The organism is Nocardia sp. NPDC051832, assembly GCF_040681285.1.
Taxonomy (GTDB): domain Bacteria; phylum Actinomycetota; class Actinomycetes; order Mycobacteriales; family Mycobacteriaceae; genus Nocardia.
This window is the reverse complement of sequence record NZ_JBFAYL010000001.1, coordinates 2,113,453-2,126,539: the sequence shown is the minus strand read 5'-3', so window position 1 is coordinate 2,126,539 and position 13,087 is coordinate 2,113,453. Positions and strand designations below refer to the sequence as shown.

Here is a 13,087-nt window from a genome sequence, read left to right as displayed (position 1 = left end):
GTAGGGTTCGCGGGGTGAAAGCGCTGCGCAGATTCACTGTCCGGGCCCATCTGCCTGAGCGGCTCGCGGCCCTCGCCGAGCTGTCCACCAATCTGCGCTGGTCGTGGCATTGGCCGACGCAGGACCTGTTCGAGACGCTCGATCCGGTCCGGTGGCGGGAGGTCGCCCACGATCCGGTGCGGATGCTGGGGGAGGTGCCCGCGGCACGGCTGGACGAGCTCGCCGGCGACGCCGAGTACACGGCGCGAGTGGACGCGGCGGCCGCGGATCTGCGCGAGTATCTGACCAAGCCGCTGTGGTTCCAGAGCCAGCTGGCCGAGCAGATCCAGGGCATCGCCTACTTCTCCATGGAGTTCGGCGTCACCGAGGTGCTGCCGAACTACTCCGGCGGGCTCGGGATCTTGGCGGGCGATCATCTCAAGGCCGCCTCGGATCTGGGGCTACCGCTGATCGGCGTCGGATTGCTGTACCGCTCCGGCTATTTCCGGCAGTCGCTCTCGGCGGACGGCTGGCAGATCGAGCACTATCCGGCGCTCGATCCGCAGGGGCTGCCGCTGCGGCTGCTGACCGTCGACGGCTCGCCGGTGCTGATCCACGTGGCGATGCCCGATCAGCGGGTGCTGCGGGCGCGGGTGTGGATCGCGCAGGTCGGGCGAATCCCCTTGCTGCTGCTGGACTCCGACATCGCGGAGAACGATCCGGAACTGCGCGCGGTCACCGACCGGCTCTACGGCGGCGACCAGGACCACCGGATCAAGCAGGAGATCCTGGCTGGAATCGGCGGCGTGCGGGCGGTGCGCGCCTACACCCGCGCCGCGGGCCTGCCGGATCCGGATGTCTTCCATATGAACGAGGGGCACGCCGGCTTCCTCGGGGTCGAGCGGATCCGCGAATACGTCTCGGGCGGACTGGATTTCGAGACCGCGCTGGCCACGGTCCGGGCGGGGACGGTGTTCACCACGCACACTCCGGTGCCCGCGGGCATCGACCGGTTCCCGATGCACCTGGTCCGCCGCTATTTCGGCGGCGCGCACGGTGAAGCCGAATCCGCCATGCTGCCAGGGCTTTTCGTCGACCGGATCCTGACGCTCGGGCGGGAGAACGATCCGTCGGTGTTCAACATGGCGCACATGGGCCTGCGACTGGCCCAGCGCGCGAACGGTGTGTCCAAGCTGCACGGCGAGGTCAGCCGCGAGATGTTCGCGCCGCTGTGGCCGGGTTTCGACCCGGCCGAAGTACCGATCGGTTCGGTCACCAACGGCGTGCACGCACCCACCTGGGCGGCGCGGGAGTGGCTGGACAAGGCGCGTGCGCACATCGGCAAGGAGCTGGTCGAGGAGGCGCGCGGCTGGGAGCGGCTGCGCGATGCCGACCTGCGCGAACTGTGGTCCACCCGCAACAACCTGCGCGCGCTGCTGGTCGAGGAGGTGCGCCGGCGGGTGCGCGCGTCCTGGTTGCAGCGCGGCGCCGCCGAAGCCGAACTCGGCTGGGTAGACCGCGTTTTCGATCCGAACGTGCTCACCGTCGGCTTCGCGCGCCGGGTGCCGACCTATAAGCGGCTCACCCTGATGCTGCGCGACCCGGAACGCTTGCGCGCCCTGCTGCTCGACCCCGAACGTCCGATGCAGCTGGTGGTGGCCGGCAAGAGTCACCCGGCAGACGACGGCGGCAAATCCCTGATCCAGCAGGTGGTCCGGTTCGCCGACGACCCGGAGGTGCGGCATCGCATCGTCTTCCTGCCGGACTACGACATGTCGATGGCCCGGTACCTGTACTGGGGTTGCGATGTGTGGCTGAACAATCCGCTGCGTCCGCTGGAGGCGTGCGGCACCTCGGGGATGAAGTCGGCACTCAACGGCGGTCTCAACGTATCCATCCGGGACGGCTGGTGGGACGAGATGTACGACGGCGACAGCGCACATCCGGCGAACGGCTGGGCCATCCCGACCGCCGACGGCGTCACCGACGAGCACCGCCGCGACGATCTGGAAGCCGCCGCGCTCTACGACCTGTTCGAACGCACCGTCGCGCCGCGCTTCTACGATCGCGACGCGCTCGGCATGCCGGTGCCCTGGGTGGAAATGGTGCGCCATACGCTGCAGACGCTCGGCCCGCGAGTGCTGGCTTCGCGGATGGTCCGCGATTACGCGTTGCAGTACTACGCGCCCGCCGCCGGGGCCTACCGGAGCGTCGTCGCGGACGAATTCGCCAGCGCCCGTTCGGTGTCGGAATACCGGCAGCGCGTCGAATCGGCGTGGCCGAAGGTGAAGGTGGTCCAGGTCGACAGCGCGGGCCTGCCGGATACCCCGATCATCGGCGCGCACCTGTCGCTGACGGCGCGCGTCGATCTGGGTGGACTGAACGTCGCGGATGTGGTGGTGCAGGCGGTACTCGGCCGGGTGTCACCCGCCGACGACCTGTCCGATGTCACCACCATCCCGATGACTCACACCGGAACCGATTCGGGCATCGAGCTTTTCGCGGTCGACACCCCGGTCCCGCTGTCCGGCGCCGTCGGCTACACGGTTCGAGTGCTGCCGCACAGCGCACTGCTCGCCTCCGACGCCGAACTGGGTCTGATCGCCGCTCCCAGCGCTTAATCCGCCAGGTGGTTCAGCTGTGCCAGCCCCTTCGGGTTCCACGGCATCGGCCCGGTCGGAAAACTGAAGCGCACCAGCCGATGTGGCGCCACGGCGTCGAAGTGCAGCGTGAAGGCGGGCAGCAGCCCGCTGACCACCTTGTCCAGCAGGCCGTTGATATGGGTGAAGCTCGGCTTGGCCTTGATCTGCCAGGTGTCGAAGCGCCCGGCCGGCACCTCCACGGTGGTCCGTTTCTCCACCTTGACCTCGACCGGCCAGTGGATCGAGTAGGCCAGCCACAGATTGACGAGCTGCTTCTCGCCTTTGCGGAAGTCCAGTCCGCGGAAGGTGGTGCCGCCGCCGAGCAGTGAGGTCAGCGGGCTCGGGAACGGCTCGACCTTGCCGCCGAACTGCAGGTGCGAGGTGCCGGCGAAGTTCCCTTCCTCGCGGCTCACCAGGGTGTCCTGATGTTTGCTCTCGGCGACGTAGGTGAGCGCGCGCAGCTCGCCGCCGGTGCGGTCGAAGGTCTGATCGACGGTCATCGAGAAGTTGTCCGGGAGGGTCAGGGTCATCCTGCTCCGATACCCCTTGTCACCGTCGTGGTGGACCGTGGAGGACACCTGATACTCGGCCGGATCAGACCCGATGGTGACAACATACTGGGACAGTTCGCCGTCCTTGATGTTCGGATCCCGAAAGCTGTTGGACACCTTTGCTTCCCCTCGGTGCAGGCGACGGCCGCCAGGCGTGCGCAACGGCCGCTGTTTGGACTGTGCTGGCAAAGGTAGACCACACTGTCTGAGATAGCTACCGTGACGATCGTCACGGAGTCGGCCCACCTGCTTCGGCTGGTACGAATCTCCAATTCAGCCAACTGTCCGCTAACGTGCCTGAGCACCCCTTTTGTACTTATCCACGACTGGAGAACCCACATGGCCACCGACGTGCCGCCCCGCACGCGCAGTCGCATCGACCAATTCTTCGGCGTCAGCGACAACGGCTCGACCATGAAGCGCGAGCTGATGGCCGGCACGGTCACCTTCCTGGCTATGTCCTATGTACTGGCGGTCAATCCGGCCGTCCTCGGCGATAGCGGCCCGCTCGGCGCCAAGGGAATCCCGACGCAGGCGGTCTTCACCGCGACCGCGGTCGCCGCGGTGTTCGGCACGCTGGTCATGGGTCTGTGGGCCAAATACCCGATCGCCCTCGCGCCGGGCATGGGTCTCAATGCGTTCTTCGCCTATACGGTCGTGCTGAGTATGGGGATCCCGTGGGAGGTCGCGCTGTCGGGCACGTTCCTCTCCGGCGTCATCTTCTTCGTCCTCGCGGTCACCAAGGTGCGGGAGAAGATCCTCGACTCGATCCCGATGCAGATGAAACTCGCGGTCGGCGCGGGCATCGGCCTGTTCGTGGCCTTCCTCGGTTTGAAGGCCGCCGGCATCGTGCGCGCCAGCGAGGCCACCTTCGTCACGCTCGGCGATTTCCACAAGGGCACCACGCTGCTCGCGCTGTTCGGTCTCGTCGTGACCGTGATCTTCCTGGTCCGCGGCTGGCACGGCGCGGTGCTCTACGGCATCGTCCTGACCGCGCTGCTCGGCATCGTCACCGGTCTGGTCGAGCTGCCCGGCGGTGTCGTGGAGATGCCGAAGGGTCTGGATCAGACCTTCGGTCAGGCGATCATCCACCTGCCCGACGCGTTCACCGCGCAGATGGCCATCGTCGTTCTGACCATGCTGTTCGTCGACTTCTTCGACGCCTCCGGCACGTTGATCGGCGTCGCGAACCAGGCCGGGCTGCTGGACAAGGACGGCCGCCTGCCGCGCGCGTCCGCCGCGTTCGCCGCGGACTCGGTCGGCACCATGGCCGGCGCGGTCATCGGCACCTCCACCACCACCGCCTACGTCGAATCGACGGCCGGTGTGTCGGCGGGCGGACGGACCGGGCTCACCGCGGTCACCACCGCGGGCTGGTTCCTGCTCGCGATGTTCTGCTATCCGATCTTCGCGATCGTGGCGGGCGCCGGTGCGATCACCGCGCCCGCGCTGATCGTGGTCGGCATCCTGATGGCGCGCTCGCTCGGCGATATCGACTGGAGCCGACTGGAGTATTCGGTCCCGGCGTTCATCACCGTGATCATGATGCCGCTCACATACTCGATCGCCAACGGCTTGGCGATGGGCATGATCTTCTACCCGATCGTGATGGCCGCGAAGGGCAGGATCAAGGAGATCCACCCCGCGATGTGGGTGCTGATGGTGGTGTTCGCCGGCTATTTCTTCTTCTTGGCCGAATAAATTCGCCCGGCGTTGGAATAGTCGCCGTGTTGACGTGGTTGGGTCAGATCGTGCTTCAATCGGACCCCGGTCCGGTTGCTGCCGGACCACCCGAAGCTGTCCACCACGCAGGGATGAGGAACCAGCATGACCACCATCGAAGCCACGCCCACAACCACCTCCCGGTTGCAGTTCGCCTCGTCGCTCGACAACGCGGCCACCGATATCGGCCTGCTTGTCGTGCGCGTCGTGTTCGGCGGACTGATGGCGGCCTTCGGCGCCCAGAAGCTGTTCGGCTGGTTCAACGGCTACGGCCTGGCGGCGACCCAGCAGATGTTCGAGGGCATGGGTTACAACCCCGGCACCCTCTTCGGCACCCTCGCCGGCGTCAGCGAACTCGTCGGTGGACTGCTGCTCATCTTCGGCCTGGGCACCCCGCTCGCCGCGGCTATCGTGACCGGCACCATGCTCAACGCGGTCAATGCCACCTGGGCCAATGGCCTGTTCGGTACCGCTGAGGGCCCGGGCTACCAGAGCGCGCTGACGTTCGCGGCCGTGGCCGTCGCCATCGGGTTCACCGGTGCGGGCAAGTTCGCCCTCGACGCCGGTCGTCCGTGGGAGCGCAAGGGCTTCGTGATCGGCGCGGGCGCGCTGGGGCTGGCCATCGTCACGGCCGTGCTGACCCTGATCCTGAAGTGGGTGCTCTGACACCTCGGCAGTGAAAAGCCCGTCTCCGTTCGGAGGCGGGCTTTTTCGATGTCACACCCCGGTGGGCTGCGTCGTCATCTCGGTATGACCATCGAAATCACGAACCCCGCAGAACTGCACGACCCCACCGGCTTCGGCTACAGCCACGTCGCCCGGGTGCGCGGCGAACTGGTTTTCCTCGCCGGGCAGTACGACTCGGACGCCACCGGGCACACCACCAGCGACGACTTCGCCGTCCAGGTCGACCGGGCGTTCGCCAACCTCGGAATCGCCTTGCGCTCGGCCGGTCTGGACTACGCCGACGTGTTCCAGCTGCGTACCTTCATCGTCGGTCACGATATGGCGAAGCTGGAGGTGCTCGGGAAGAAGATCGCCGAGCTCTGGGGTGACCGCCCGCCGGTGCAGACTCTGCTCGGCGTGGCCGCGCTCGCGTTGCCCGACATGCAGTTCGAGGTGGACGCGGTGGCCGCTCGACCGGCCGATTAACCAGGCGGCCGAGTCGCGCGATCCAGCAGCTTCTCGGCCGTGGACAGGTCCGCGCGCAGAATCTCGAGGCGGGCCGGGGGGTCGGTGATCGTCACCTCTCCGGCCCGCTGCGTGGCGGCCCGCACGCAGGCGAGCGCGGCGTGCAGCCGTTCGAGCGGTGCGGCAACGGGATTGGGCGACAAGGCCGCTCCGAGATGGAGCTCGGCCTGGATCAGGTCGGCGGTCAGCACGGCGAGCGCGTCCCGTTCCGGCGTGGCCTTCGGGAGTGTGTCGTACAGCTGGTCGCGGTGCGCGGCCGCTTCCCGCAACGAGCGGGCCGCTGCCACCACGAGTTCGTAGGGTTCGGCGCCGAGCTGGTCGGGGACCGCACGTTCGGCGAGGAGTCCGGCGAGATTTCCCCGGCAGCGGTCCAGCTCGTCCATCGCGACCCGCAGCGGCTCGATCTGATGCAGATAGGAGATGGTGGCCGCCTGCGCTCGCGAATAGTCGGTGAGCTGGGCGATCGCCGCCCGCAGACTGCGATCCAGCAGGAGGACGCGGGCCGCCTGCTCGGCACGCAGGCGTTCCTGGCGGTACACCGTCAATGTCTTTGCGACACAGAAACCTACGAGAACCAGTAGCGCGCCGATCACGAAATCCCGCTGAGAGGAGATGATCTCGCGAAGGTCCTCGGCGGCCAGGGCGATGACGACCGCCGTGATCGTCAAAGTGCCGATTATCCAGACTGACTGGCGGAGGCGGGATGCCATGGATGACTCGCTTTCGTGGCAACGAGCCTCCATCGTCGCCGACCGGGGACCTGGCCGCGCGGGATCGGCGCGGTGCGGAGGTCAGGCCGGGGGACTAGGGTCAGGCGGGGTTGCCGATCGAGAGGAGGGGCGGGATGCTGGCCGCGGGCACGACCTTCGCCGGATATGTCATCGAGCGTCAGCTCGGGCGTGGCGGTATGGGTTCGGTGTATCTGGCGCGGGACGCGCGCTCAAAACGGCGCGCCGCCTTGAAGCTGCTGAACCAGGAGCTGTTCTCCGACCACCGGATTCGCGCGCGCTTCGAACGCGAAGCGGACCTGGTCTCGCGCCTGGCGCACCCGAACATCGTCGCCGCCTACGACAGCGGGCTCGAGGGCGAACAACTCTGGCTCGCCATGCAATACATCGATGGGGCCGACGCCGGCACCCTCGACCCGCAAACCCTGCCGCCGCAGAAATCCCTGTGGATCGTGCGCGAGACCGCCGCCGCGCTCGACTTCGCCCACGAACAGGGCGTCCTGCACCGCGACGTCAAACCGGCCAACATCCTGCTCACCCGCGCCACCGCCGGACCGGAACAGGTCTTCCTCACCGACTTCGGCATCGCCAAACTCCGCGACGACGCCGGCCACCTGACCCAAACCGGCGCCTTCACCGCCACCCTGTCCTTCGCCTCCCCCGAACAACTGATGGGCGCCCCCCTCGACCCCACCTCCGACCAGTACTCCCTCGCCTGCACCCTGTTCTGGCTGCTGACGGGAGCGGCGCCCTTCGAATCCAAACACGCCCCGGTAGTCGTCCAAGGACACCTCCAGAAACCACCCCCCGCGATCAGCGAAGTGCGCTGGGGCCTGCCGGTCCAACTGGACGCGGTAATGCAGCGCGCCCTGTCCAAGCACCCGCAGGAACGATTCCGCTCCTGCACCGAATTCGCCGAGGCCGTACGCCTCGCGATGAGCGGCATCAGCTCGGCAGGCACCGCGCCAACGCGCCAGGCGCAGGAGAGCAGCCCACAGCCACCCCAGCAACGCCCGGTGGCAGGATCTGGTCCCCAGCCCACCTACCAAATGCCTTCTGACGCAGGCCAGTCGATGCCGCGTCAGCCGGTTGCCGGACATCCTGGATTCGGCCAGCCGTTGCACGCGCAGTCCGCACCGGGGCAGCCGATACCGCAGCTAGGCGGTCAAATGCCGTCCGAGGCGGGCCAGTCCATGCCGCGTCAGCCGGTTGCCGGACATTCCGGATTCGGCCAACCGTCGCACGCGCAGTCCGCACCGGGGCAGCCGATACCGCAGCTAGGCGGTCAAATGCCGTCCGAGGCAGGCCAATCCATGCCGCGCCAGCCCATAGCGGCGAAAAACGGGTATGGCCAACCGTATCCGGCGCAGCAGCAGCCGGTGAGTTCCCGCCACGGGTACAGCAATCGGGTCGCCTCACAACCTCCGGCGATGTCCGGCGCTGGAAAGTCGGCCGACCAGACATTGCGCTCCAAGGTCGTTCTCATCATCGGGTTGTGCGCGGTATTGCTTGTGCTGGCGGCAGTTGTGGTCATGCTGACTGTGTTGTGACCGGCTGTTGGTGCGGCAGCGCCGTGCTGGCGGGCGCCCGTCCGCAGGCGATGTCCGCGCGGGTGTGACCCATCGTCCTAGCGTCGATCATGTTGGGCGACTGTGTTTTCGGCCACCGGCGGAGGGCGGGGTCGAGGCCGGAGAGGACGGCCAGCCCGGCCCGGGCGCCGTCGGCTTCGCCGACCGCGACGGCGCGGTTGAGGCGGGCGACCGGGTTGTCGGTGCAGCGCAGCAGTTCGTCGTACCACTCGACGATCTGCACCCAGTCGGCGTCGGCGGCAGTGCGGGCATTGCGCCGGCCGACCGCAGTCAGCCTGTGTGGGACTGCTCGCGTTGCTGCTGATCGCCGTCGTTGGTCACGCGGAGCGGCAGCGGTAGTGGAATTGCTGTCGACACGCTGAGGAAGACAGCAATTTCGCTGCCGGGGATGGGCGGTGGGGTGGAAATGCCTGGATGGGGGATGGGGTGGGTGGATAGCGTCGGGGGGTGGTGAATGTTGCGGGGATGGTGGGGGAGTTGGAGCGGGCGTTTGGGGGGCGGGCGGGGCGGATCGGGGTGGTGGAGGGGTGTTCGCATTGCTTCAGTGCTGGTGAGTTGGAGCGGCTTTCGGGGGCAGTGGATCGGATTTCTGAGAGGGAGTTGTCTCGGGCGGTGTTCAAGTGGGGGAACACGCTGGATGGGAGTGTCGAGTGGATGCGGTGGGTGGCGCCTCGGCTGCTGCGTGGGGTCGCGGAAGGGGGGAGTTCGTTCGATCCGGGACTGGTTGGGTGCAGGCTGTTCGCGGCGGGCTGGCTGGAGTGGCCGGAGGCGGGGGCCATCCGGGCGTTTTGCGAAAGTTACTGGCGAGAGGTGCTTTCCGATCCGGACTACTCGGTGACTCGCGAGTTGTGCTTTCTGGTGCCGCTGGCCGATGCCGTCGAACCGTGGCTGCGGATCTGGTCGCAGGTTTCGGGCCCGGTCGCCGATCGGCATTTTCGCGAACTCTGGCAGGAGTGGGCCAACGAGGTGCTGGCCGGTCGGCTGGAGGTGTCCTGCTACCGGGAGGGGCCGAATATCGCGCCGGCGCTCGCGGACTGGATCATCGCGGAAGCGCCGAAACGGATCCGGGCAGGTGATCTCGAGGATTCGTCGGATGTTACAGTGATTTCACTAACGCAACTTTTGTTGTAACAACCGATTCGGACAGTCCGACAAACCGGGCATGACTCTCAATCGCAAGCAGCTGCAACAGTTTTCGGCCCGTGCCGGTGTCATCGCAGCGGTGACCGCCGCTGGGCTGGTCGGCTTCGCAGGGCCATCGACCGCGATCCCGCATCAGCCGGGAGCTCCGTTCCAGCCGACCCTGACCCGCTTGATTCCGACCAGCTGTTCGGCCATCATCGACGCCGTCACCGTCCCGCAGCCGAAGTCCGGCGAGTTCGGCGTGCGGGTGAAGGTCACCCAGACCGGGGAGGGTTGCGCGGATTGGAAGGTCGCGGTGCGCTGGAAGAACGTCACCACCGGCCGCGAGAACGGGCAGCAGCATCGGGTCGTGAACGGTGTCGTCCAGGACACGGTGGACGGCGTGATCATCGGTTTCGGCATGGGGCCGGGCGTCGGCCAGGTGGAAGCGCGGATCGTCGCGCTGGACTCGAGAGATCGTGAGATGGAGCAGATCTCGGGCACCGCGAAGTTCTATCTCGGCTGAGAACAGAGGTGCTGTGTCCGGCGACCGCCGGACACAGCACCTCCGCCGCTCAGTCGCCGTGCAGGATCAGCATGGTGTGCGCACCATGATGGAACTCGTACTCCGTTTCCCGGAGCGAGGTTTGAATCCCCCTGTCGAGCAGCTTTTTTCGGAGATGCTCGACCAATTCGTCATGATGCCGGCCGATGTGGTCGACGAGCGGATACAGCCGGGCTTCCCCGGCGCTCACCCGGTACAGCTCCAGCAGTGCCGTGAGATGGAAATCCGCGTTCAGCCGATCGGCGTAGGTGAACAGCAGATGTGAGCTGAGCACCAGATCGAAACTGTTGTCGCGGAACGGCAGTGACGGCAACTCGGCAGCAATATAGCGCTCGGGGTGCGCGGTCAGGTCCGCGCAGAAGCGGGCGGCCGCGGTGTGCCGCATCGCCCGATGCCGTTCCGGGCCGCCGTACCAGTCCCACCGGTACCGGTCGGAGTGCGCGGCGGCCCAGTCGCTCCCGCGGTCGGTCTCACTGACCGCCAGGCTGCACAGCCGTTCGGCCGGGCGGGAGTAGATCGGGTCGGCGGCGGTGACGCGGGCCCCGAGGTCGCTGGCTTCGACGGTGAAACTCGCGGCGCCGCCGGGGCAGTCGAGAATCCGGCGGCCTTTCAGGTCTGCTTCGGTGAGATCGAAGATCGCGCGGTACTCCGCCAAAGATCTTGCACTGACGAGGAATTCGCCTAGGACATCGGTGTCGAGAGGGTGCTTCATCTGGACAACGGTCTCATGTGGTGCTGTCGGGCGAAACCGAAATTGCGTCACGAAGTGAGGTTTACCTCAGCGGTGCCCCCGCGCCGCGTGCAGGGCTTGGCGCGGGGGCTCCCGGTGCCTTCGGTGGGGAATTGGGGACTCACCGAAGGTCTGCAGTCCAATTTACTTCCGCATGGAACCAAGTCCAGTTGATGTGCGCGGAGTCACATTACGCCGTGGTCAGACGCCGCAAAGCCTTGGTCACGATCTCCGGATCGGCGGTCTCCCAATACGGCGGCAAGGTCGCCCGCAGGTACCCGCCGTAGCGCGCGGTGGCCAGCCGGGAATCCAGAATCGCGACCACGCCTTTGTCGTCCACGCTGCGCAGCAGGCGTCCAGTGCCCTGCGCGAGCAGCAGCGCCGCGTGATTGGCCGCGATCGTCATGAACCCGTTGCCGCCGCGCGACTCCACCGCCCGCTGCCGCGCCGTGAGCAGCGGATCATCGGGCCGCGGGAACGGAATCCGGTCCAAGATCACCAGACTCAGCGACGGGCCCGGCACATCCACGCCCTGCCACAGCGACAGCGTGCCGAACAGCGAGGTCTCCGGATCGTCGGCGAACTTGCGTACCAGGGCGCCGGTCGCGTCGTCCCCTTGACACAGCACCGGGGTGTCCAGCCGCGAGCGCAACGCCTCGGTCGCCGCCTTCGCCGCGCGCATCGAGGAGAACAACCCGAGCGTGCGTCCGCCCGCCGCGGTGATCAACCGCTCGATCTCGTCCAGGTACGCGGGCGCCAGCCCGTCGCGACCCGGCGCCGGCAAATGCTTGGCGACATAGAGGATTCCGGATTTGGCATGGTCGAACGGGGAACCGACATCCACCGAACTCCAGCGCACGCTCTCCTTGTCCGCGGGCGCCTGCGCGCCGTTCGCGGTGGCGGTGTCGGGCCGGTTCGCGTTCTGCGCCGGCAGCCCCCAGGTCACCGCGAGACTGTCGAACGAGCCGCCGATCTGCAGCGTCGCCGAGGTCAAAACGACTGTGGAGGTACCGAACAGACGGGTGCGCAGCAGCCCGCCCACCGACAGCGGCGCCATCCGCAGCGTCTTGCGAGCCACGCCCCGGATGTCCTCCGAGGCCAGCCAGATCACGTCGCGCCGGGTCGCCGGGTCGGGCTCCTCGAAGGCGGTGAGCGCGCGCACCGCGCTGTCGTGCACCTCGTCGATCGCCGCGAGCGCCTGGGTGCGGGCGGCCGCGCTCTCCGGATCGCCCTGTTCTTTCGACGCGCCCGGCGGGGCCAGTTCGGTGCGCGCGTTCCAGGCCGCGTCGCGGACCAGCGCCAGAACCGGTGCGACACCGTCGGGCATGACATCCCAGCGCGCGGCGGGCAGCTCGGCCAGCAGCTCGTGCCAGGCCTCGGCCGCACCCTCGAGCCGATCCACCTCGCGCTCGTCGATGAGTTTGGCGCAGCGGCGGGCAGCCGCGCTGATCGCCGTCGAGGTGAGCTCCGCGGTGGCCACCCCGGTGACCCGATCGACCAGCTCGTGCGCCTCGTCGATCACGACCACATCATGCTCGGGCAGGATCTGAATACCACTGATGGCATCGATGGCCAGCAGCGCGTGGTTGGTCACCACCACGTCGGCCTGCGCCGACTCCGCACGCGCCTTCTCCGCGAAACAGTCCTGGCCGAAAGCGCACCGGGACTTGCCGAGGCACTCCCGGGAGGAGACGCTCACCTGCCGCCAGGCGCGGTCGCTGACGCCGGGGGCCAGTTCGTCGCGATCGCCGGTCTCGGTGTCGGAGGCCCATTCGTTGAGGCGCTGCACCTCGCGGCCGAGCCGGGAGATCGCGAACGCGTCGAACAACTCCTGCTCGGGCTCGTCGGGGATGACGCTGTTGATCTTGTTGAGGCACAGATAGTTGTTGCGCCCCTTGAGGATCGCGAACTGCGCCTCGCGCTTCAGCGGGGCCTTGAGGGCCTCGGCCAGCCGTGGCAGATCGCGATCGACGAGCTGGCGTTGCAGCGCGATCGTCGCCGTCGACACCACCACCGTGCGCCCAGTCCGGACCGCGTGCCGCAGGCTCGGCACCAGGTAGGCCAGCGACTTACCGGTGCCGGTGCCGGCCTGTACCGCGAGGTGCTCCTTGGTGTCGATCGCGTGGTCGACCGCCGCCGCCATCGTCACCTGTCCGCTGCGCTCTTTACCTCCCAGCGCTTGGACAGCGGTGGACAACAGCTCCAGAGCGGACGGGAGTTCAGGCACCCGAGCAGACTACTGCGCCGCACCGACAGGTGCGGCCGTCG

At 67.6% G+C, this 13,087-nt stretch carries 11 protein-coding genes and 1 pseudogene; 7 read left to right on the top strand and 5 right to left on the bottom strand.

Translation table 11 applies throughout. The features are described from left to right. Nucleotides 1–14 precede the first annotated feature (14 nt). Nucleotides 15–2,600 carry an alpha-glucan family phosphorylase gene (glgP, locus tag AB0M14_RS09520; protein ID WP_364991102.1) on the top strand — a complete coding sequence of 862 codons (2,586 nt, stop codon included), beginning with the start codon at nucleotides 15–17 and terminating at the stop codon, nucleotides 2,598–2,600. On the opposite strand, the gene AB0M14_RS09515 is transcribed toward glgP, so the two are convergent. Further along, the gene (locus AB0M14_RS09515) at nucleotides 2,597–3,289 is read right to left on the bottom strand and encodes a hypothetical protein (protein ID WP_364991099.1); all 693 of its coding nucleotides are present in this window, start codon (nucleotides 3,287–3,289) and stop codon (nucleotides 2,597–2,599) included. The genes glgP and AB0M14_RS09515 overlap by 4 nt on opposite strands. Before the next feature lie 222 nt (nucleotides 3,290–3,511). On the opposite strand from AB0M14_RS09515, the gene AB0M14_RS09510 reads away from it, so the two are divergent. The 3 genes from AB0M14_RS09510 (at nucleotide 3,512) to AB0M14_RS09500 (ending at nucleotide 6,046) form a co-directional block, all read left to right on the top strand. Then, nucleotides 3,512–4,873, top strand: a complete 1,362-nt coding sequence (locus tag AB0M14_RS09510; RefSeq protein WP_364991096.1) for an NCS2 family permease — start codon at nucleotides 3,512–3,514, stop codon at nucleotides 4,871–4,873. 126 nt (nucleotides 4,874–4,999) lie between these two features. Then, nucleotides 5,000–5,560 (top strand): DoxX family protein, encoded by a 561-nt coding sequence (locus tag AB0M14_RS09505; protein ID WP_364991093.1) that lies wholly within the window; start codon nucleotides 5,000–5,002, stop codon nucleotides 5,558–5,560. An 84-nt stretch (nucleotides 5,561–5,644) separates the two neighbouring features. Then, nucleotides 5,645–6,046: a RidA family protein gene (locus AB0M14_RS09500; protein WP_364991089.1), complete on the top strand. Its 402-nt coding sequence runs from the start codon at nucleotides 5,645–5,647 to the stop codon at nucleotides 6,044–6,046. Here AB0M14_RS09500 and AB0M14_RS09495 read toward each other — a convergent pair. Further along, nucleotides 6,043–6,753, bottom strand: coding sequence for a hypothetical protein (locus tag AB0M14_RS09495; RefSeq protein WP_364991085.1), 711 nt, complete (start codon nucleotides 6,751–6,753; stop codon nucleotides 6,043–6,045). The genes AB0M14_RS09500 and AB0M14_RS09495 overlap by 4 nt on opposite strands. 176 nt (nucleotides 6,754–6,929) lie before the next feature. On the opposite strand from AB0M14_RS09495, the gene AB0M14_RS09490 reads away from it, so the two are divergent. After that, on the top strand, nucleotides 6,930–8,363 hold the full coding sequence (locus AB0M14_RS09490; RefSeq protein ID WP_364991082.1) for a protein kinase: 1,434 nt from the start codon (nucleotides 6,930–6,932) through the stop codon (nucleotides 8,361–8,363). Between the two features lie 112 nt (nucleotides 8,364–8,475). Here the strand turns inward: AB0M14_RS09490 and AB0M14_RS09485 are convergent. Continuing rightward, nucleotides 8,476–8,655, bottom strand: a pseudogene (locus tag AB0M14_RS09485) (RNA polymerase subunit sigma-24); the annotation flags it as partial. A 194-nt stretch (nucleotides 8,656–8,849) separates the two neighbouring features. On the opposite strand from AB0M14_RS09485, the gene AB0M14_RS09480 reads away from it, so the two are divergent. Together AB0M14_RS09480 and AB0M14_RS09475 are read left to right on the top strand one after the other, a co-directional pair. Continuing rightward, nucleotides 8,850–9,533, top strand: coding sequence for a hypothetical protein (locus tag AB0M14_RS09480; protein ID WP_364991078.1), 684 nt, complete (start codon nucleotides 8,850–8,852; stop codon nucleotides 9,531–9,533). Nucleotides 9,534–9,564: 31 nt separating this feature from the next. Beyond that, on the top strand, nucleotides 9,565–10,050 hold the full coding sequence (locus AB0M14_RS09475) for a hypothetical protein (protein ID WP_364991074.1): 486 nt from the start codon (nucleotides 9,565–9,567) through the stop codon (nucleotides 10,048–10,050). 49 nt (nucleotides 10,051–10,099) lie between these two features. Here AB0M14_RS09475 and AB0M14_RS09470 read toward each other — a convergent pair whose 3' ends face one another. Continuing rightward, nucleotides 10,100–10,801 carry a methyltransferase domain-containing protein gene (locus AB0M14_RS09470; protein ID WP_364991071.1) on the bottom strand — a complete coding sequence of 234 codons (702 nt, stop codon included), beginning with the start codon at nucleotides 10,799–10,801 and terminating at the stop codon, nucleotides 10,100–10,102. Nucleotides 10,802–11,009: 208 nt separating this feature from the next. Beyond that, on the bottom strand, nucleotides 11,010–13,046 hold the full coding sequence (locus AB0M14_RS09465; protein WP_364991067.1) for an ATP-dependent DNA helicase: 2,037 nt from the start codon (nucleotides 13,044–13,046) through the stop codon (nucleotides 11,010–11,012). Nucleotides 13,047–13,087 lie beyond the last annotated feature (41 nt).